Annotated in this window: 20 protein-coding genes; 5 read left to right on the top strand and 15 right to left on the bottom strand. The window is 41.8% G+C overall.

Going from position 1 to position 20,739, the window contains the following annotated elements:
* Positions 1 to 135: 135 nt before the first annotated feature.
* Together DTA23_RS19715 and DTA23_RS19710 are read right to left on the bottom strand one after the other, a co-directional pair.
* Positions 136 to 690 carry a ferritin gene (locus tag DTA23_RS19715; protein WP_112376530.1) on the bottom strand — a complete coding sequence of 185 codons (555 nt, stop codon included), beginning with the start codon at positions 688 to 690 and terminating at the stop codon, positions 136 to 138.
* Positions 691 to 970: 280 nt separating this feature from the next.
* Positions 971 to 1,627 (bottom strand): tetratricopeptide repeat protein, encoded by a 657-nt coding sequence (locus DTA23_RS19710; protein WP_112375771.1) that lies wholly within the window; start codon positions 1,625 to 1,627, stop codon positions 971 to 973.
* A 342-nt stretch (positions 1,628 to 1,969) separates the two neighbouring features.
* Between DTA23_RS19710 and lon the strand changes: the two genes are divergently transcribed.
* Entirely contained in the window at positions 1,970 to 4,447 is a 2,478-nt protein-coding gene (gene lon / locus DTA23_RS19700; RefSeq protein WP_112375769.1) for an endopeptidase La, read from the top strand.
* Between the two features lie 90 nt (positions 4,448 to 4,537).
* Here lon and dctA read toward each other — a convergent pair whose 3' ends face one another.
* From dctA to DTA23_RS19660, 12 genes are all read right to left on the bottom strand, one after another.
* A complete protein-coding gene (gene dctA / locus DTA23_RS19695) occupies positions 4,538 to 5,803 on the bottom strand; it encodes a C4-dicarboxylate transporter DctA (protein WP_112375768.1) in 1,266 nt (421 codons plus the stop codon).
* Positions 5,804 to 5,937: 134 nt separating this feature from the next.
* Positions 5,938 to 7,848 carry an amidophosphoribosyltransferase gene (locus DTA23_RS19690; RefSeq protein ID WP_112375767.1) on the bottom strand — a complete coding sequence of 637 codons (1,911 nt, stop codon included), beginning with the start codon at positions 7,846 to 7,848 and terminating at the stop codon, positions 5,938 to 5,940.
* 120 nt (positions 7,849 to 7,968) lie between these two features.
* A complete protein-coding gene (locus DTA23_RS19685; RefSeq protein ID WP_112375766.1) occupies positions 7,969 to 9,846 on the bottom strand; it encodes an Nramp family divalent metal transporter in 1,878 nt (625 codons plus the stop codon).
* 247 nt (positions 9,847 to 10,093) lie between these two features.
* A complete protein-coding gene (locus DTA23_RS19680; RefSeq protein ID WP_112375764.1) occupies positions 10,094 to 10,474 on the bottom strand; it encodes a hypothetical protein in 381 nt (126 codons plus the stop codon).
* A 145-nt stretch (positions 10,475 to 10,619) separates the two neighbouring features.
* A complete protein-coding gene (locus DTA23_RS19675) occupies positions 10,620 to 11,888 on the bottom strand; it encodes a gamma-glutamyltransferase (RefSeq protein ID WP_112375763.1) in 1,269 nt (422 codons plus the stop codon).
* Positions 11,889 to 12,101: 213 nt separating this feature from the next.
* Complete coding sequence (locus DTA23_RS30550; protein ID WP_370445121.1) at positions 12,102 to 12,338, bottom strand: hypothetical protein; 237 nt, start codon at positions 12,336 to 12,338, stop codon at positions 12,102 to 12,104.
* A gap of 199 nt (positions 12,339 to 12,537) precedes the next feature.
* Entirely contained in the window at positions 12,538 to 12,930 is a 393-nt protein-coding gene (locus DTA23_RS30545; RefSeq protein ID WP_370445120.1) for a sodium:solute symporter family transporter, read from the bottom strand.
* Between the two features lie 18 nt (positions 12,931 to 12,948).
* Entirely contained in the window at positions 12,949 to 13,083 is a 135-nt protein-coding gene (locus tag DTA23_RS30540; RefSeq protein WP_370445119.1) for a hypothetical protein, read from the bottom strand.
* Between the two features lie 2 nt (positions 13,084 to 13,085).
* A complete protein-coding gene (locus tag DTA23_RS30535; RefSeq protein WP_370445118.1) occupies positions 13,086 to 13,274 on the bottom strand; it encodes a hypothetical protein in 189 nt (62 codons plus the stop codon).
* A 1-nt stretch (position 13,275) separates the two neighbouring features.
* Entirely contained in the window at positions 13,276 to 13,692 is a 417-nt protein-coding gene (locus DTA23_RS30530; protein WP_370445117.1) for a sodium:solute symporter family transporter, read from the bottom strand.
* 51 nt (positions 13,693 to 13,743) lie between these two features.
* Complete coding sequence (gene xylA, locus DTA23_RS19665; protein ID WP_112375762.1) at positions 13,744 to 15,072, bottom strand: xylose isomerase; 1,329 nt, start codon at positions 15,070 to 15,072, stop codon at positions 13,744 to 13,746.
* A gap of 1 nt (position 15,073) precedes the next feature.
* Positions 15,074 to 16,558 (bottom strand): xylulokinase, encoded by a 1,485-nt coding sequence (locus DTA23_RS19660; protein ID WP_112375761.1) that lies wholly within the window; start codon positions 16,556 to 16,558, stop codon positions 15,074 to 15,076.
* Between the two features lie 123 nt (positions 16,559 to 16,681).
* Here DTA23_RS19660 and DTA23_RS19655 point away from each other — a divergent pair, with 123 nt between their 5' ends.
* From DTA23_RS19655 to DTA23_RS19640, 4 genes are all read left to right on the top strand, one after another.
* The gene (locus tag DTA23_RS19655; RefSeq protein WP_070563701.1) at positions 16,682 to 17,704 is read left to right on the top strand and encodes a LacI family DNA-binding transcriptional regulator; all 1,023 of its coding nucleotides are present in this window, start codon (positions 16,682 to 16,684) and stop codon (positions 17,702 to 17,704) included.
* Positions 17,705 to 17,800: 96 nt separating this feature from the next.
* Positions 17,801 to 18,289 carry a hypothetical protein gene (locus DTA23_RS19650; protein WP_239468737.1) on the top strand — a complete coding sequence of 163 codons (489 nt, stop codon included), beginning with the start codon at positions 17,801 to 17,803 and terminating at the stop codon, positions 18,287 to 18,289.
* A gap of 1 nt (position 18,290) precedes the next feature.
* Positions 18,291 to 18,764: a hypothetical protein gene (locus tag DTA23_RS19645; RefSeq protein ID WP_070563707.1), complete on the top strand. Its 474-nt coding sequence runs from the start codon at positions 18,291 to 18,293 to the stop codon at positions 18,762 to 18,764.
* A 13-nt stretch (positions 18,765 to 18,777) separates the two neighbouring features.
* Entirely contained in the window at positions 18,778 to 19,800 is a 1,023-nt protein-coding gene (locus DTA23_RS19640; RefSeq protein WP_112375758.1) for a WD40/YVTN/BNR-like repeat-containing protein, read from the top strand.
* A gap of 100 nt (positions 19,801 to 19,900) precedes the next feature.
* On the opposite strand, the gene DTA23_RS29500 is transcribed toward DTA23_RS19640, so the two are convergent.
* Complete coding sequence (locus tag DTA23_RS29500) at positions 19,901 to 20,701, bottom strand: cation:proton antiporter domain-containing protein (protein WP_256604388.1); 801 nt, start codon at positions 20,699 to 20,701, stop codon at positions 19,901 to 19,903.
* Positions 20,702 to 20,739: the final 38 nt, after the last annotated feature.

Genomic DNA, 20,739 nt, shown 5'->3' with positions numbered 1-20,739 from the left:
AAACATCACCTTCGGTGTATATATGCCATTGCGCATAAAGTAAATTTAGCTTAGCACAAACGAGTCGATTAAGATTAGTACACAGTAAAATAGAAAAAGGCGGGATCTACGATCCCGCCTTTTTCTATTTTACAATTATTTGGGATCATCTGCTGTCGCTTCCCTTGCCAAGGCTACTTCGTCGGGCATGGCTTCAAGGGAGGAATCCAACGCAAACAAGGATTCATCTGAAGCTCGGTCACCACCAGCGATTTTCAACTTATCAATCAATTCCAATGCTAACTTCTCTTCCTCGATCTGTTCCTTAACAAACCACTGTGCAAAGTTCCATGTTGCCCAGTCCTTCTCCGCCAACGCTAAATTGACAATGTTATAGATCGCTTCGGTATTATCTACTTCATGTTTAAAAACGCGATTAAAGCATTCGGTCAGCGATTGCGGGTCAGCTGGGGGCGCTGCAATAGCCTGTATTCTGGGGCGTCCACCTCTTTCCAGAATATAACCCATAATTTTAGTCATGTGATTTCGCTCTTCCTGGGCATGTCTATACAGAAAATTGGCGATTCCGCCATAACCCTGATCATCTGCCCATACCCCCAACGCCAAATAAATCTGTGCAGCCTCAGCCTCTTTTGTCATCTGACTGATTAAAATTTCCTGCATTTCCTTTGACAATCGATTCGTTTCCATAATATTCATTTTGATTTAGGAAAAGAACAGTTTCAGTGCTTATTTCGTTTGAAATTTATCGAGTAAAAACTGCCGAAACTCACCCCTCTAAATGAAACTGGATCTCATTTGTGACCAACCGTTACATTCCTATAAGTACATTTCAACCGGCACAAATCAATAGTTACAAAATCAATAGGTACAAAATCAATAGGTACAAAATCAATAGGTACAAAATTAATAAGCACAAAAAAAAGGGAATACCATTGGCATTCCCTTTTTCTATGCTTTTATAGCGATACTATTTCAAGTTATCTCTATATACTTTCGCTTTTTTGATTTCTGTTTGAATATCTTTTTTCGATGCATCAAAGCTCAACACTTTTTCATAATCCTTGATTGCATTGTTATAAGCGTCAGTTGCCATTGCCTTATTGTAATTCGGCGTACCCGCTGTTCCGATCAAGATACCTAAATCACGATTCGCAATCGCTCTATTTTGATAGAATTTCGAATCAGTAGGCGTAATGGCAATTGCTTTTGAATAATCCTCAATAGCAACTTTCAACAACTGCTCTTTGTTGGCAACAGATGTCTTATTTGTGGATTGAGTAGCGAGGTTGTTTGTTGCTTTCGCTTTGAAATATAAAGCATTTGCATTTTTACCGTTCAATGCAACTACTTTTCCAAAAGTCTCCGCTGATTTTTTATAATCACCATTTTGAAATTGAGAATATCCCAACATATATAATACGTCCGGATCTTTCCCTTCCTGAGGGAGGGCTTTAGTCAAGTATGACTCTGCATTCTTGAAATCACCATCCAAAAGAGCTTTCTGCCCCATTCTCACATTAGCGTTGCTATGCTCAGCCTGTTTTGGTTGTTGTGCATTCGCGCTAAAAGCAACTAAGGCAAAAACCCCAGTAAACAAACCCAATTTAAATGATTTTAAATTCATATCTAACTAGTTACGTTTTTATATTCACTCTTTAATGATCACGTGTGATCGTTTCTACATTTTTGAAAAAACCGCCGATTGATTTCTTTAAACGCAAGAACTGCCATCGGTGCCCTTTCACATTCCAATATTACAATTATTATGCCTATTTCTCCAACAAATGGCAGATAAATTTTATTTAACCTGCCTTTTTTTCCTATTCTAGAAAATAGATTTGTAATTTTGCTCACTTTTAGCAATTGGCACTTCCCTTGCAATATAGGGGAAACAATAATAGAAGCTTAAAATTTGAAAGTCAGCCGTCAACATGTCAGCGACTGCCAAATACACAAAATAAATACTATGAGCAAATTCGAAACTTTTGATTTCAGTCAAGCAATTCCAATCGTTGCAGAGGATACCGAATTCTTCCCTTTACTTACACAAGAGGATGAAGATAATATGGCGAATGCTGAAATTCCAGAAGCATTGTCTATTTTGCCTTTACGTAATACCGTATTATTTCCCGGTGTTGTCATTCCGATTACCGTAGGTCGAGATAAATCCATCAAATTAGTCAAAGAAGCTTATAAAGGCAGCAAAACTATTGGTGTTGTTTCTCAGAAGGATATGACTGTAGAGGACCCAGGATTTGAAGAACTAAATAAAGTGGGCACTGTAGCTCATATCATTAAAGTACTCCAAATGCCTGATGGTAATACCACCGTCATTATCCAGGGAAAACAACGGTTCAACTTGTTGGAAATTGTCGAAACCGAACCTTATTTAAAGGCGCGTGTGGAGAAATTCAACGAAGCGAAACCGAAGATGACCAAGCACTTTAAAGCGACAATTTCTACTTTAAAAGAAATGGCGCTGCAGATCATCCAACTTTCGCCAAACTTACCTAGTGAAGCTGGTATAGCCATCAAAAATATTGAAAGTCCCTCGTTTCTGATCAACTTCATTTCGTCGAATATCAATGTCGAAATGATCAGAAAACAGGAACTGCTTCAGATACCCAAAGTGGAGAACCGTGCCAAACTTTTATTGGAACTGCTGACGACAGAAATCCAGATGTTGGAACTAAAGCACCAGATTCAGAATAAAGTACGTGTCGACCTTGACAAACAACAACGTGACTATTTCCTGAACCAACAGCTCAAAACAATTCAGGAAGAGCTGGGTGGCAATACGCCCGATCTTGAGCTGGAAGAGCTTAAAAAACGGGGTAAGAAAAAGAAATGGAGTGTTGATGTCGAAAAACATTTCACAAAGGAACTCGAAAAGCTATCGCGGATCAATCCTGCTGCTGCAGATTATTCGGTACAGCTCAATTACCTTGAGCTTTTGCTAGATCTACCTTGGAATGAAACAACAAAAGACAATTTTGATCTAAACAAAGCACAAAAAGTGCTCGACAAAGATCATTACGGACTCGAGAAAGTAAAAAAACGTATCATTGAATACCTTGCGGTATTGAAATTAAAAAATGATATGAAAGCACCTATTCTTTGTTTGGTAGGCCCTCCGGGAGTGGGTAAAACCTCCTTGGGAAGATCCATTGCCAAAGCTTTAGGACGCAAATATACCCGTATGGCTTTGGGTGGTGTACGCGATGAAGCAGAAATCAGAGGACACCGCAAAACCTATATCGGCGCAATGCCGGGCCGTATCATTCAGTCCTTGAAAAAAGCAGGGGCAGCAAATCCGGTTTTTATTCTGGACGAAATCGATAAAATGAGCGCAGATTTCAAAGGAGATCCTTCGTCGGCCTTATTGGAGGTATTGGATCCAGAACAAAACACACATTTCTATGACCATTATGTGGAAATGGAGTTTGACCTTTCCAAAGTGATGTTTATCGCGACAGCCAATTCTTTGAGTTCTATTCAACCTGCGCTATTGGATCGGATGGAAATTATCGAAGTGAATGGCTATACCATCGAGGAAAAAATCGAAATCGCGAAAAAACACCTTTTGCCAAAACAACGCGAAATGCATGGAATGGCATCCAAAGATGTCTCGTTAAAAGCGAAGATCATCGAACAGATTATTGAGGATTACACACGTGAATCTGGCGTCCGCGGATTAGAAAAAAAGATCGGCTCTGTCGTACGTGGTATTGCAACACGTATTGTCATGGAAAAGGATTACAGTCCAAGTATAAACGAACAAGATCTACTTGATATCCTAGGTGCCCCAATATTTGATAAGGACATCTACGAAAATAACAATGTCGCCGGTGTCGTAACAGGCTTGGCCTGGACTTCCGTAGGTGGTGATATCTTATTTATAGAATCTTCACTGAGCCCAGGAAAAGGACGTTTGAGCCTGACCGGTAATTTGGGTGATGTCATGAAAGAATCTGCGTCGATTGCACTAGCCTACCTGAAAGCCCACGCTTCGGATTTCGGCATTAACTATCGTGTTTTCGACCATTGGGATATCCATATTCACGTTCCAGCAGGTGCTATTCCAAAAGATGGCCCTTCAGCTGGTATAACGATGCTCACCGCACTGACATCGCTGTTTACCCAACGTAAAGTGAAGGAAAAACTAGCCATGACAGGTGAAATTACGTTACGCGGAAAAGTATTGCCTGTTGGCGGTATAAAGGAGAAAATTCTTGCTGCAAAACGCGCGAACATCAAAGATATTATTCTCTGTAAATCCAATGAAAAAGACATCCTGGAGATCAAGGAAGATTATATCAAAGATATGCAGTTCCACTATGTGACTGAAATGTCGCAGGTGATCAAGCTCGCGCTATTGGAAGAAAAAGTAATGGGTGCCATCGATCTGGCTCAAGATATAGAAAATACCAAAAAAGAGAATTAACACATACCGAAGGGTTTTGAATTAAAGGTGCTATCCAAAGAATTTGGATAGCACCTTTGTTATACAATCTATACCTATTCCGCTCACCGATTATACGCGTTTAGATCCCAGCTTTTCATGCAAAAGTTCCTCGTCCAAACTATTTTCATATTTTGAAATGACCAGCGTTGCGGCTGAATTTCCGATCAAATTGGTTATCGCCCTTGCTTCACTCATAAAACGATCCACACCAAAGATCAAAGCGACTGATTCCACCGGTACATGGCCAACAACAGGCAAGGTCGCAGCGAGGGTAACGAAACCACTTCCTGTTACACCTGCAGCACCTTTAGAGGTCAATAACAACACCAGCAATAAGGTAATTTCCTGCTCCAGGCTGAGATGCATATTGAGGGCCTGCGAAATAAAAACCGCTGCCATGGTCAGATAGATACTTGTCCCATCCAGATTGAAAGAATAGCCCGTGGGGATAACTAAACCCACAACAGGCTTGGCACAACCCGCATCTTCCATTTTCTGCATAATTCCAGGCAATGCGGACTCTGAAGAGGAAGTCCCCAATACAATCAGAATTTCTTCCTTGATGTATTTTAAAAACTTAAAAACATTCACCTTGAGATAAAAATACAATACCGCTCCAATCACGATGACCACGAAAATAAAACAGGTTAGGTAGAAGCTCAACATCAACATACCGAGTTTGGATAAGGCCTGGATCCCAAACTTACCGATCGTAAAACCCATTGCTCCCATTGCACCGATTGGCGCCAGGTACATGATCATTTTGATAATGGAGAAGAGCACCTTCAGAAAAGATTGCAATACATGGAGGACCGGCTCGGAAGCTTTCTGCCCGATTTTTGTCATACCGATCCCAAATAGTACGGCAAAAACGAGTACCTGCAACATGTTGTCCGAAGCTACCGCAGCAATCACATTATCTGGAATGATCCCGATGATAAAATCCATAAAACCATGTGGTTTCTTGGATTCTGAGATGTAATGGGATATCGAAGATACATCAAGGCTCGCTGGATCGGCGTTCATCCCGGTCCCCGGCTGTATCCAATTAACAAAGACCAGACCGATAATCAGGGCAATCGTGGTCATGATCTCGAAATAGATAATGGAAGTCAAGCCGATTTTTCCCACTTTTTTCGTATCCTGCATTCCAGCTATACCGATCACAATGGAACTAAAAATCAATGGCGCAATAACCATCTTGATCAGTTTAATAAAAGCGTCTCCCAATGGTTTTAGCTTGACAGCGAAGTCAGGGTAATAGATACCACAGATGATCCCCACAAGTATCCCAACGATGACTTGAAAATAGAGACTCTTAAAAATATGCTTCATGATCGGTTTATTTACGGACAGCAATTTCCCTTGCTTTAATTGGTTTTTTAATTTAGGATATTGACACTAATTGGTACGAATATATAAAAAAAAAGGGACGCATAAATGCATCCCTCTTTAATATAATTTTGAACTTAGCTGCTGAAATATGCTCTTACATTCTTTCCTTCAATCCAGTTCATATACGCTTTGTTAACAACCTTGTTTCCACCAGGTGTTGGATAATCACCCGAGAAGTACCAATCACCTTTATGGTCCGGACAAGCTTTGTGTAAATTATCCAATGTTTGGTAAACTACTTCAAGCTCTGCCTTTAGGTGGTGAGGTCTTACAATACGAGCAATTTCTTCTGAGATCTCTTCATCCGTAAACGGTGCGTAGATCGCTTTAACATAATTCTCGATCTCATGAACATCTTGGGTCATTGACAACACACATTTTTGATAAACTTCATCAATAATATGTGCCATACCACGTTGTTTGAGGAGATTAATTGCCGCTTCGAATGCGACAAACTCACCCATACGTGACATATCAATACCGTAACAATCTGGGTAACGAATTTGCGGGGCAGAAGAAACAATCACAATTTTTTTCGGATTCAAACGATCCAGGATCGTCAAGATACTTTGTTTCAACGTTGTTCCTCTAACGATCGAATCGTCAATGGCAACGATGGTATCTTCATGATCTTTTACAATACCGTAAGTCGTATCGTATACATGTTGTACCATATCGGTACGGTCCGCATCTTGTGTAATGAAGGTACGCAGTTTAGCATCCTTTACGTTGAGTTTTTCAAAACGAGGTTTGATACTCAAGATTTCATCTAACTCCTCATCAGAAATCTTTTCTGAACGATTTAATAGCGTCTCTTTTTGAAAATCCCGAACGTAGGCATTGATACCATCCATTAGGCCATAGTAAGATACTTCGGCTGTATTTGGAATAAACGAGAATACGGTATTTTTGATGTTATTTTTGACAGATTCCAATACCTGAGGCACCAGTAATCTTCCTAATTCTTTACGTTCTTGATAGATATCAGCATCTGATCCACGCGAGAAGTAGATCCGTTCGAAAGAGCAAGAACGTTGTTCTACGGGTTGTCTAAACATCTCTTGGGATACAGTACCATCTTTTTTAGCGATCAGGGCATGACCTGGTTTAATTTCCTTTACAGCACCAATAGGAATATTGAATGCAGTTTGGATGACCGGTCTTTCCGATGCTACCACCAAGATCTCCTCATCCTGATAATAAAACGCAGGACGGATACCCGCTGGGTCGCGCATCACAAAAGCATCACCATGACCAAAGATACCTGCGATGGTGTAACCGCCATCCCACGTTTTGGCCGAACGCTTCAATATTTTGGTAACATCAATATTTTTAGCAATCAGCGAGCTGATCTCAATATTAGAATGACCTTCTTTTTTGAATTGATCGAACAGATCTTGGTTCTCATCATCCAAGAAATGGCCAATTTTTTCCAAAACGGTTACGGTATCCGCTTTTTCTTTTGGATGTTGTCCCAACTCGTATAACTGTTGCAACAATTCGTCCACATTGGTCATGTTGAAGTTACCCGCTACCACCAAATTACGAGACATCCAATTGTTTTGTCTCAAAAATGGGTGACAGCTTTCGATACTGTTCTTTCCATGCGTTCCATAGCGCAAATGTCCTAAAAGTACTTCCCCCGTAAAACTTACGTTATCTTTTAACCATTGCGTATCTTTTGACTCCTCTGGAAATGCTTTCTGAACAGAAGCAAATTTTTTCTGTACATATTCGAATATGTCTGCCACAGCAGTTGAGCCCATAGCTCTATAACGCGAAATGTAACGATTTCCAGGTTTTACATCAAATTTAATGGTTGCAATTCCAGCCCCGTCTTGTCCACGGTTGTGCTGTTTTTCCATTAATAGGTACAATTTGTTGATGCCATAAAATGGCGTACCATATTTTTCCTGATAATAAGATAAGGGTTTTAACAGGCGAATTAGTGCGATTCCGCACTCGTGTTTAATAGCGTCGCTCATATCTTGATTTGATGTCGCAAAAATAAGAATTATTTAGCACTTAGCGATCGCCCCGCTCACTTTTTCCGCAATAAAATTACAGTGAATAGACAGAGACTCTTTGAGATAGTCACTGAGAACCTATTGAGCAATAAAAACAGGTACTTTCACTGCATGCCGCAGCTTGTTAACTGTCTCACCAAAAACAAAATCCTTCAGCCCATTATGTCCATGACTGCCTACAACTAACAGATCAGCTTTATAGTTTTCACAAATTTCAGCAATGCACTTGATCCGGTTATTGTAACCTAATTCATATTCCGTCTGATGTCCTTTGGACAAGAGAAAGTCTGCATACAATTTCAGTCGTTCCAAATCCTGACGCGATTCAAAATCATCTGTCGAATCTCCGGTATACTTTACCGATGCACTCTCAACAATATGTACAACCACAAAAGAAGTATCCTCGTGCGAAAGCTGTAAAGCATATTGGATTACTTTCTGATCTGAATTTGAGAAATCCAATGCAATCACTACTTTCTTAAAAGAGCCCTTATGCTCAAAATGCAAAGCCTCAAATGGTGGGTGCACCTCCAGCTCCGTTGGTTTTGATTTAAGTAAAATAGGGTATAATACGGTCATCATCAATAAGGCAAACAAGCCCACTGCGCCCAAGATCAATAATACGGTTACTACAATATTGTTGGCCTCACCAATCCAGCCGACCACTTCGTCGTATACTAATTTAAAATTCAAAACAGCGATAATGGCCGCGATCAGCCAGGCCGCTACTTTCGTTAACGGTTTAATGGCAAAAGTGCCCATCTTGACTTTATCGCTCACAAAATGGATCAACGGGATGACGGCAAAAGCGAGCTGCATACTCAAGATCACCTGACTAAAGATCAGCAGCTGACCAACGCGACCTTCACCCGAAATGAGTATCACCAATACAGCCGGGATAATAGCCAAAAGCCGCGTTATAATCCTCCGCAAGGTCGGACTAATCCGCAAGCGAAGGTATCCCTCCATCACAATCTGTCCAGCTAGGGTTCCCGTCACCGTTGAGCTCTGTCCGGCAAGAATCAAGGCAACAGCAAACAATTTTGAGGCCCATTCCGTTCCAAGAAGGTTGCCCAATAGGTGATAAGCATCTTCAAGCTCGGCCACGTCATGCATACCGTTCTTGTGAAAAACAGAGGCTGCAAGAATCAATATTGCCGCATTCACCAAAAAGGCCAGGTTCAAGGCGATGGCACTATCCCAAAAGTTATACTTGAGCGATTTTCGGATAGAAACCTCATTCCTGTCAATTTTTCGCGTTTGCACCAGGGCCGAATGCAGATACAGGTTATGCGGCATGACGGTTGCACCTATAATTCCTATGGCAATATATAATGCAGCGCTATTCGGGATACTGGGGATAAATCCGGTGGCTACCTCTGCAAAATCAGGTTTCGCCAAAAACATTTCTACCATGAAACACATGCCAATAAGCGCGATAAGTCCAATGATAAAGAGTTCCATTTTTCGCATCCCCAGCTTCTGCAGATAGAGCAGCAAGAAGGTATCTGCAAAACTGATCATTACTCCCCAAAGCAAATCGATTCCAAAAAGGAGGTTAAGACCGATTGCCATTCCCAAAACCTCCGCCAGATCACAGGCTGCTATTGCAATTTCAGCAAGCACATAGAGCACAAAATTCATCCGTTTAGGATAGGTCTCTCTGTTACACTGCGCAAGGTCTTTACCGCGTACAATACCTAGGCGCGCGCATAGATTCTGTAACACCAGTGCCATGATATTACTCATCAACAGCACCCAAATCAGGGTATAGCCAAATTGGCTTCCTCCAGCAAGATCGGTAGCCCAGTTGCCTGGATCCATATACCCCACGCTAATGAGATAAGCTGGACCAAAGAAACTAAGTATCTTCTTAAATTTGGATTTCCCTTGATTGACATCGACACTTTCATGGATATCAGATAGGGATTTATGATGAGATTCGTCGTAATGCATAAAGTACTATAAGTGCAATATCGTGTATTGTCAGCCTTAAAGATAAAAAGCTTTACATTATTAGGCAATTAAACCGCGATATTATTAGAATTTAAATGCCAGCTGGCCAGAATTTTCCTTCGATTGGTTGCCAAATTGGATAAAATCGATGATCTCGTACTGACCTAAATCAGGCTTATACTGCCGCACATGAACGCCCTTGCACATAAAGCTCAGATCGACAGACCGCAACTGTTCTTTTGCGATTTCAAGCTGCTCTGGCTCCAGACGTCGCCCAATCGAAAATATGGGGTTCGTCGCTAATCTCGATCAAATCAAACTCCGTCAATGTTTGAACAACCTTCCGCGCCCGGTCCTTGAGATAACTCCGGGCGTGCACAGTTGGTGCAATATAGAAAGCACCACCCGCAAATGATGAAAAATGATCGAAATAAACATACTGACTACGCTCATAGACCAAAGTCTCCTGCAAAGCCTCAATAGCCATTGTCAGTTTACACGCATCTGCTTCAAAAGCACATATCGTTACATGAGCTTTGGAATTGCAACTGGGATACCAGCCTTTGTTTTTGTCGGGAAGCAGTTCGGCTAACGATGCACGTAATCGCCGCTTCAAGCCATCTACCAAGACAATACCAGCTTCATCAGGCTGAAAAACAAACGAATATTTATTGACACTACCTCCATAACAAAAATCAGTTTCCGATCAGTAGGTAAGATAATAAATACAGTGGAGATAACAAAACCGAAACCTAAGCAAAGCCAATGAAATACTACCACCCGATGCCGTAATCCTCCCCATTGTTGCTACTGCCGCCCCAAAGTGTACGGTGCTGCTGATCGAAATAAATCGCATTGATAGGTCCACTGGTACGATCGCCGAGCTGAATGCTATACCCCATTTTCTTCAATTGTTCAATAATTGCTGGAGCGGTATTTTTGTCCAATAGCAGGCTACCTGAGCGCGGTTTTCGATCATCGGTCTTTGTTCCTCCCAGCGATAGCCAAAGCTGATTACTGTTGATATTGGCCGCCTCGCTGGCTTGTTGTGGCGTCATACCAAACTCGACCATATTCAAGAAAAATTGCAGTAAATTCTGATCCTGAGTATCTCCGCCCTGCACGGCAAAAGAAAGGTAAGGTTTTCCGTTTTTCAAAGCCATCGAAGGGGTGAGCGTTACACGCGGTCTTTTGCCTGGCTCGACCACATTGAACGGGTTAATCAACGAATCTAAGACAAAACTCTGTAGGCGCTGACTCATGCCCACCCCAGTATTCCCGGCAATATCGCCGGTATAAAACCGGTCGTAAGCAGCCATGATTGCGGCTTTCCTGTCTTTTCCCGCTGCTAGGGCCTTCTTTTCGGCTTCTACCAATTTGGACAGGGTCTTATGCAGATCCTGCTGTACAAAAACCTCTCCCGCCTCGGGAGCTTCCCAGGATTTCCCTTCATGTACTAAAAACACCTTTTTACTGTAGGGCCATTCTTTAATGCGGTCTTTACCCCGCTCTATACTCGTTGCTGTTTGTGCATCAATGGGATAACCCGCAGCCATTTCAAGAGCAGGAGCCAATACCTCTGCAAGACTTTTCGTTCCATAATGAGCCAACATATAGCACAATCCGCCGGGCGTACCCGGAGTAACCGCAGCAAGGGGGCCATATTCAGGTGGAAATTCATAGCCCTTTGACCTAAAAAAATCAACTGTCGCTCCACTGGGTGCTACCCCCAAGGCATTTATGGCAATAACCTTCTTTAATTTCGGATGATAAATTAAGGCCTGCGTCTCTCCGCCCCAACTCAAAACATCCCACATCGTACAGGTTGCTGCGAGCATGGCACAAGCAGCGTCCACCGCATTTCCGCCTTGTTGGAATAGTTGGGCACCCGCTGTTGCCGCCAAGGGCTTACCCGTAATAGCCATCCAATGTTTTCCATGTAAAGGTGGTTTCTGTGTGCGCTGAGCTGAACTCAGCATCGGCATACCGGTAGTAAGTAATCCAAATATCGTCGTCAGTAGCAGGGTACTTCTTCTTTTCATAGCAGCAATCTTTCGTTAAGCAATGGTTTTAGTTTAAACCAAGATAGGTATTTTTAAAACAACAAAAAAACTCCTATCAACCGAGATTGATAGGAGTTTTTAAAATCTTATTTGCTATTGGATTACCAATAAATAGAATATAATGCTGTAACCAATAGCGCTACGATCAATGCAATGACCAAAAACGCCCGGTGTGGTTTAAACATCGTGGTATCAACTTCCAATCCAGCTGGCACGACACCCACGCTTATTGTCGACAATACTGATGAGAATCATACCGATAATACAGATCACGAAGACGAATCCCATTCTATCCAAAAATGGAATTTCGTAGACTCCTGTTGTTGGATTTGGAACAGAGAAACCTGTCGATGACAAGAATGACAGATCGACCCAATCTGGCAATTTTTTGAAGATGATGGAGAAAATTAAAACCTCCAATTGTTGCAAACAAAGCCGCATTTGAAGTTGCTTTCTTCCAGAAGAATCCTAAAATGAACATCGCAAAAATACCTGGAGATACAAAACCCGTATATTCTTGAATATATTGGAATCCACCTTTTTTATCAATACCCCAAATGTGGAGCAATCAGCACACCCAAGATCATGGCAACCACAACAGTCAGCTTGCCCGATATTGACCAATTTCTTATCCCGATGCTTCTGTATTGAATACTTTTTTATAAATATCCAAGGAGAAGATTGTCGCGATACTGTTTGCTTTACCTGCCAAAGAAGCGACCACTGCAGCTGTTAATGCCGCAAAAGACAAGCCTTTTAAACCTGCTGGCAATAAATTCAACAAAACTGGATAAGCGTGGTCAGGGTTTACCTCACCATGTTGCATCATTTCATTTTGGAACAAGCCATCTTTCCACATGACATAGGCTGCAATACCCGGCAACACAACAATGATAGGCATTAATAACTTCAGAAATGCTGCAAACAAGATACCGTTTCTCGCGGTTTTCAAATCTGCTCCAAGCGCGCGTTGCGTGATGTATTGATTACATCCCCAGTAGTTCAAATTAACGATCCACATACCGCCAATCCAATACGGTTAGCCCCGGTAATCGAGATAGTTCTCATTCTTACGATCCAGAATCATATGAAAGTGGTCGGAAGCTTTTTCGGTCATCAAGTGATAGCCTTCCAATACTCCTGATCCACCATAGTGCTCTGAAACGAGGTTCAAGGCTAGGTAAGTGGTCGCCAAACCACCCAATACCAAAAGAAAACCTGAATAATATCCGTATAACCGATTACTTTCATTCCTCCCAATGTAATGATCACAGCAAAAATCGCAATGGCATACATGCAGGCCTCCAGACTGATACCGGAAATACTACTTACCGCAATGGCTCCCAAATAGAGGATGGATGTCAAATTAACGACAACATACAGCAATAACCAGAAAAACGGCCATGATCATCGCAACAGTTCCATTATATCGTTTATGGAGAAACTGTGGCATCGTAAAGATCTTGTTCTTTAAGTATACCGGGATAAAAAATACCGCAACGACAATCAGTGTAATGGCAGCCATCCACTCGTAAGTTGAAATCGCCAATCCCATCTTAAATCCGGAACCGCTCATACCGATAAATTGCTCGGCCGAAATATTGGATGCAATAAGTGAGGCTCCGATAGCCCACCACGTCAATGACCCCTCAGCCAAAAAATAGTCTTTGGAACCTACAGATTCAGATTTCTTGCGATAATACACCCATAATCCGTAACCTGCTACAATAACAAAGTAGATCAGGAAAACGATGTAATCTTTTGTGCTTAAATAATTATTCATGTATTGGTAATTGGTTTAATTTGATCGCCTAATATAGAAATATTTTTAGAACTATATATATCTATTGACCAAATTTTCTAAATACTCCTGTTTACCACTGATGGTTTTAGGCTCACCCAATTCCACTGCTAAATCCCTTAAGTTTTCCAAAGTTAATTTACGATCTTCAAACGATGCGCCATGACCTGCGTCAAACGAAGCATAACGGTCTGTCCGAATTTTTTTGTAGTCCGAGTCCTGCAGGATACGATCTGCCGTAATTAGAGCGCGTGCAAAAAGATCCATCCCACCAATATGTGCATAAAACAGATCTTCAGGATCTGTGGAATTCCGGCGGATTTTGGCATCAAAGTTCACACCGCCCCCTTGGAAACCACCACCTTCTAAAATAATCAACATGGCTTCGGTCAATTCATTGATGTCATTCGGAAATTGATCCGTATCCCATCCATTTTGATAATCACCGCGGTTAGCATCAATGGAGCCCAATTTACCTGCATCTACAGCAACCTGTAGCTCATGCTGAAACGTATGTCCGGCCAATGTCGCATGGTTTACCTCTAAATTTAATTTAAAATCTTCCAAAAGATTATACTGACGCAGGAAGCCCAGCACAGTAGCCGCATCATAATCGTATTGATGTTTTGTAGGCTCACATGGTTTCGGCTCGATAAAGAAAGTTCCTTTAAAACCATTTTTGCGGGCATAATCCTTGGCCATATGTAAAAACTGTGCAAGATGTTCCTGCTCACGCTTCATATTGGTATTTAAAAGGCTCATATACCCCTCTCTTCCACCCCAGAAAACATAATTTTCACCACCAAGAGCAATCGTTGCGTCCAAAGCTGCCTTGACCTGTGCTCCACCATGTGCAAGAACATGAAAATCAGGGTTAGTTGCAGCTCCATTCATATAGCGTTTATGGCTAAAAAGGTTGGCTGTTCCCCAAAGCAATTTTATACCGCTTTCCTTTTGTTTTTCCTTCGCATAATCAACGATAGTTGACAGACGTTTTTCATTTTCAACCACATTATCCGAGTAATCAATTAAGTCCACATCATGAAAGCAATAATAGGGGATATTTATTTTACTAATAAATTCAAATGCTGCATCCATTTTATCTTTTGCCCTCGTGATTACGTCGTTGCTTTCATCCCATGGAAATTGATGTGTCGGTCCGCCAAATGGATCAGATCCGTTACCGTTGAAAGAATGCCAGTATGAACAGGCAAATTTAAAATACTCTTCCATGGTCTTGCCACCAACAATTTGTTTTGGATTATAATAACGGAAAGCCAATGGATTTGTGCTGTCTTTTCCTTCGAATTGAATTTGGCCAACGCCTTTGAAAAATTCCTTTTTCCCTTTAATAATATTCATCTTATTTGTTATTTATTTGTTTGTTTAATAATTCCTTCCATTGCTGATAGTGCTCCTCATATTGCACTACAAATTGAGGTTCCACTGTATAAACAGGTTTCAAAGAACGAAAAGCTTCTGTAAAATCGGCATAATACCCACTTCCTATACCTGCTCCAAGAGCGGCTCCAATACTCCCGTCGTGATTGAAGATCTCCACAGGAACGTTTGTTGCCCCCACAAATGACTCCCTAAAAACGGAGCTCAAGAATAAATTTGCATACCCCGCACGAATCATATTTGGATACAAATTGTTTTCACGCATGATATCCAGGCCATAGCGGAAGGCATAGGCAATCCCTTCCTGTATAGCGCGTAAAATATCGCTTGTCTCATGTCTGTTCAAATCTATCGCTGTAATTGATGCCCCCACTGTTTGGTTATTGAGCATGCGTTCGGCGCCATTGCCGAATGGGACAACCTGTAATCCTTTGCTACCAATAGGTGATGCGCCGGCTAGTGCATTAATCTGTTCATAGGATAAATCACGCCCCAGTAACCTTCTGCCCCAACTATTCATAATACCGGTCCCATTGATACAGAGCAATACCCCTGTACGGATATCATCCTCGCGATAATTGACGTGTGCAAATGTATTGACGCGCGATTCACGGTCTGCAATCAACTGGTCGCTCACCCCATAGATAACCCCTGAAGTGCCCGCGGTCGCGGCAACTTCCCCGGGTTGAAGGACATTGAGGGAAAGTGCGTTATTGGGCTGATCACCAGCTTTATTATTGATAGTCACTGTGCCAGAGAGGCCAAGCTCCTCGGCAACAGCTGTTTTAATCTGTCCATGGGTCGAAAACACGGGTAAGATCTCAGGAATAAGATGATCCTCAAAGCCATAATAATCCATGATGGTATCCGACAGCTTATTGTTTTTGAAATCCCAAAATATTCCCTCAGACAAGGCTGATATGGAAGTTGTCACCTGTCCCGAAAGTTTCATGGCGATAAAATCGCCCGGCAGCATGATCTTATCTATTTTTTCATAGATCGCCGGTTCATTAGCCTTCACCCAAGCCAGCTTAGACGCCGTAAAATTCCCCGGAGAATTCAAGTGATGGCTCAGATTAAAAGATCTTCCGATTTCATCGAAAGCAGCATTCCCTATTTCTACAGCCCTGCTATCGCACCAGATAATTGCATTTCGCAACACGTTCTGATCTTTATCGACGATAACTAAGCCGTGCATCTGATAGGCAATACCAATGGCGGAAATCGCTTTGGGATCGTATAACCCTAACGCATTTGCCTTCAATAAAGCCTGTTTAAAGTAGTCCCACCAATCGAGCGGGTTTTGTTCAGCCCAATTGGGCTCCACCGTTATAATGGGAGCTTCTACGTCCGGATATTGCACCGAGCAAACCTTGCGTTGCGAAGATGCCTCAACAATCGAAACCTTTACGGAAGAAGTACCTACGTCTATACCTAATAAATACATGGTAATTAATTGAAACTGGTTATTTTAAAACAAAGGCGGAAACAAACATTGCAACCGGTTGCATAAAAGTAGGATATGTTTCTGAATTATCAAAATATTAAATAAAATTATTTACTTTGGAGCGTGAATAAAAAAACGACAATTTACGATATTGCCCGTGCGCTTGGAGTGACAGTCTCTACCGTATCGCGCGCATTGAATAATGTGCCTACGATCAGCGAGGCGACACGCAAGCTTGTGCTTGATAAAGCAAAGGAATTAAATTATAGTGTCAATAAGCTAGCGTCCTCCCTTTCCTCGGGCAAGTCCAATACAATTGGAGTCATCGTACCGACCATGCAAATTCATTTTTTTGCAGAGGCGGTACATAGTATTGAAAAAGAGTTAAAAAAACACAATTATAGTCTATTGCTTTATCAATCGAATGAATCTTTTGAGGATGAAGTTAATGGCGTGAAGACTTTACTGGAAGCCCAGGTGGACGGCATTATTGCTTCGTTGTCGCTAGAAACGCAGGAAACCCAGCATTTTCAGGAAGTGATCAATCAGCGCAAATGTTTGGTTATTTTTGACCGTACGCATAAAAATATTCCTGCTCCCGTGGTCAAACTTGATGATTTTAAAGCAGGCTACCTCGCAACACAGCATTTACTTGAACAGGGCTACAAAAATATTGCCTTTATCACAACGGATAAAGAAATAGCGATTTTTCAGGATCGTTTCCATGGTTTCGAAGCCGCCCTAAAAGACGCGCAGATTTCCCCGCAGAAGGACTTTATTATTCGCGGCGACTTATCCATTGAAGCCGGTATCAAAGGAACCGAACAGATTCTAAAATCTGCAATCCAACCTGACGCCTTTATTGGTGGCGATGACTTTACAGCTGTCGGGATAATACAAGCATTAAAAACTGCAAATATTGCTATTCCAACAACTGGTGTGATCGGTTTTGCAAACCAGACCTTTTCTTCTTTTATCACGCCCACACTGTCAAGTATCGACCAGCAGGCCAACAAAATGGGCGAAGAATGTGCTAAGCTCTTTCTGAAAATGGTCAAACAAAAAAGTCCATACGAAGCAATCGAACAGATTGTTCTTGACCCTATATTGATAAAAAGAAAATCTACCAATAGAATAGACAAATAATCAGTACCTTTGCCTAAATTTATTTAAATGCAAGCCCGGCAGAAATTTAGGATAATAAGCATCTGTTTATTATTTGTCATTCAGGCCCTTTTTTTAGTGGCCATCTTTGTAGAAAACACACATTCTTATATTGTATTGGCTTTTATCGGCCTACTGTCCTTACTGATCTTATACAGTTACCTCAAGTCGCCCATTCATCATCACAGGCATGAATATGAATCGATTAAAATTGCTATTTGGGTACCTGTAGGAGCGATTGCATCCTACTATTTCAATCAGATTTTCGGTTTGGGCCCTGTGTTGGGCGCAGCGCTGACAGGTACCATCGCCTCGTTCATTCCCAATATCAACAAAAATTCAAGCTATCTACCCCACCTTCCGGCAGCAATTTATTGCGGTGCATTTGTAGGGATGTCCAATGCGCAGGTGGCGCATGGGTTCTCTTTTATTTTAGCAGCCAGTATTTTTACAGCGATCTTTCTGATCGTATCGAAAAGTTTATTAAATGGTGTCGGCGGTAAACTAGGAACATTGGCCTTCCTGGGTGTTTCACTGACCTACCTCCTGTTATACATTTTTAAGTAATATGGAAACATTCATTTTATACCTCGTTGGAGTTATAGGGAGCACAGCGACCTACTATGTCAATACCAAATTTCACCAAGGAGCAGTGCGTTCATCAGCATTGCTGACATTATTTGTCGCAGGTTTTCTTCATTTCTTCCCACAAAGTGTTTCGCCCTATCTTGCACAATATATTCCGCCGATTTTTATCGGTGCATCATTTATAGGTATGGTATCAAAAAGTCAGTTATCAACTTATTTTGGTTTAGCCCTTGCCGGCATTATCTTTACAACGATTCTGCTTAATACAAGTAAATTTTTCACCGGCTACGGTGGAGCACTTGGAACTTCGGCCTGCATCGCACTGTTGGTCGTATTGAGTATCCCTTATTTTAAATCACCACGGAAAATGACCGTTGGATTTCTCCAGCTCCGCAAAACAATCTTAAAAAAACAGGGGAAAGTTTCAAAAAGACGAGTAGATTTGTTTAAATAAAAATCATAACCACATGAAACCTTTATTTCTTGCCCTTATTATCCAAATCTTTCTCCTGAGCCATTTGAGTGCTCAACAAGCAAAAATTAACATCGTAAATCAAGAACGAAATAGCAGCTACAGAGGTTTAAGTGTAGTTGATGATACAACTCTATGGGTAAGCGGAAGCAATGGGACAGTTGGGCTCAGCACCGATGCTGGAAAAAACTGGCAGTGGGTCAATCCAATTGGCTACGAAAAAACAGATTTTAGGGATATCGAAGCATTTGATGAGCATGAAGCCTTAATTATATCGGCCGGTTCCCCTGCCATTATCTTAAGCACACAGGATGGTGGTCGAAGCTGGAAAGAAGTATTCAATGACAAGCGGCCCGAAATATTTTATGACGGTTTTGCTTTTACATCAAAAGGGGTCGGCATTGCCTTTGGCGACGCCATTCAGGGAAAAATGCCGCTATTGAAAAGCACCGATTTCGGAAGGTCCTGGAAAGATATATCCCCGAATATGCACTTTACCATTACCGATGGCGAGGCCGGTTTTGCAGCCAGTGGAACATCAATATATTGCGATAACAGCGGAACATATTGGATTGCCACAGGTGGGACAGTTTCCAATATCTACAGCAGCAAGGATCAGGGTAACACATGGCAACGTTACAGCTGCCCCATCATTCAGGGCACAAATAGCACCGGCCCTTTTTCTGTCGCATTTAACACATCAAAAACGGGTATTGTCGTCGGTGGCGATTATAAGGCGGATAAAAACAAAGACAAAAATAGCCTGCTAACCAACGATGGCGGCAAAACATGGTCTGCACCACAGACAGCACCCGCTGGCTTTAAGTCGGCCGTTATTTATCTTTCAAAAAAACAGCTGATCAGCACGGGCACTTCGGGTACAGACCTATCGAATGACGGCGGAAAAAACTGGACGCCTATTGGAAAGGAAAGTTTCAATGCCGTCCAAAAGGCAAAAAAAGGTCGAGCGATATTTTTAGTGGGCGATAAAGGCAAAATAGCGAATTTAGCATTATAAGCTAAATTCGCTATTTCCTGCAACACTACACACTATTTTTTGCAGCACTGTGCCGCTAGGTTTTGTCGTCCAAAACCGAGATTTACGCACTTATAAATAACTACTTACGCGACAAACGCGATTCCTCCAAATCCAGGGAATACTCGATCTCTTTAATGACATCGCTGTCAAAAGCCTTGCTTTCCTTGATCTTGTACAGACCGTCACGACGTAGCGCTAAAAGTTCCAACATAATTTTATTATAGAGCCCCCTTACTGCAGAAAGCTGCGCACGGGTATCCTCCTCTTTTGCTCGTTCCGATGCATTTACGCTCCGGATAATCTGCTCTTTAACACGGGCGATTGTCTCATGCTCCAGCATTTCCTTTGCGTAATGTTTATCCAGATATGCAATAGATTCTTTGCCAAGACGTACCCGAATCTCATCGATCTGTTCTTCCATCGAAGCTTGCTCATCGACCTCTTCAATTTTTATCAATTTAATCAACAAAGGCAATGTAAGCCCCTGAAAAACAAGCGTCACTAAAATAACCACAAAGGTAATGAACAAAATCAGATTTCGGTGTGGGAAGGCCGTTCCATCATATAACGTCAATGGTATTGCTAATGCTGATGCCAAAGAAACCACTCCGGGCATACCGGCCCAGCCAACGACCAGGGGCAATTTCCATCCTGGACTCTTTTCCTTGATGCGGACCCGTTTGAACAATATCCTGGGAACAAAAGCCGAAAGATAAACGGCGATTAATCGCAAAACTATAACAATTACACAAATCGCCAATGCATAATCAATAGCTTCCTCCATGGAGTATTCCCCCAAACCATTGATGATCACCGGGAGTTCAAGTCCAATGAGGATAAAGACAAATCCATTTAAGAGAAAACCCACTGTCGCCCACACTTCTTTGGTTTGGATCCGTGTATGATAGTTGAGGTAAT

The sequence above is a fragment of the Sphingobacterium multivorum genome (assembly GCF_900457465.1).
In the GTDB taxonomy this organism is placed as follows: Bacteria; Bacteroidota; Bacteroidia; order Sphingobacteriales; family Sphingobacteriaceae; genus Sphingobacterium; species Sphingobacterium multivorum.
This window is presented reverse-complemented; position numbering and strand designations above follow the sequence as displayed.

What these genes read in the sequence shown, in the direction of transcription:
- DTA23_RS19715 (WP_112376530.1), bottom strand. Translation starts at nt 690, where the DNA reads ATGGAAACGAATCGATTGTCAAAGGAAATGCAGGAAATTTTAATCAGT.
- DTA23_RS19710 (WP_112375771.1), bottom strand. Translation starts at nt 1,627, where the DNA reads ATGAATTTAAAATCATTTAAATTGGGTTTGTTTACTGGGGTTTTTGCC.
- lon (WP_112375769.1), top strand. Translation starts at nt 1,970, where the DNA reads ATGAGCAAATTCGAAACTTTTGATTTCAGTCAAGCAATTCCAATCGTT.
- dctA (WP_112375768.1), bottom strand. Translation starts at nt 5,803, where the DNA reads ATGAAGCATATTTTTAAGAGTCTCTATTTTCAAGTCATCGTTGGGATA.
- DTA23_RS19690 (WP_112375767.1), bottom strand. Translation starts at nt 7,848, where the DNA reads ATGAGCGACGCTATTAAACACGAGTGCGGAATCGCACTAATTCGCCTG.
- DTA23_RS19685 (WP_112375766.1), bottom strand. Translation starts at nt 9,846, where the DNA reads ATGCATTACGACGAATCTCATCATAAATCCCTATCTGATATCCATGAA.
- DTA23_RS19675 (WP_112375763.1), bottom strand. Translation starts at nt 11,888, where the DNA reads ATGAAAAGAAGAAGTACCCTGCTACTGACGACGATATTTGGATTACTT.
- DTA23_RS30545 (WP_370445120.1), bottom strand. Translation starts at nt 12,930, where the DNA reads ATGTGGATCGTTAATTTGAACTACTGGGGATGTAATCAATACATCACG.
- DTA23_RS30530 (WP_370445117.1), bottom strand. Translation starts at nt 13,692, where the DNA reads ATGAATAATTATTTAAGCACAAAAGATTACATCGTTTTCCTGATCTAC.
- xylA (WP_112375762.1), bottom strand. Translation starts at nt 15,072, where the DNA reads ATGAATATTATTAAAGGGAAAAAGGAATTTTTCAAAGGCGTTGGCCAA.
- DTA23_RS19660 (WP_112375761.1), bottom strand. Translation starts at nt 16,558, where the DNA reads ATGTATTTATTAGGTATAGACGTAGGTACTTCTTCCGTAAAGGTTTCG.
- DTA23_RS19645 (WP_070563707.1), top strand. Translation starts at nt 18,291, where the DNA reads ATGGAAACATTCATTTTATACCTCGTTGGAGTTATAGGGAGCACAGCG.
- DTA23_RS19640 (WP_112375758.1), top strand. Translation starts at nt 18,778, where the DNA reads ATGAAACCTTTATTTCTTGCCCTTATTATCCAAATCTTTCTCCTGAGC.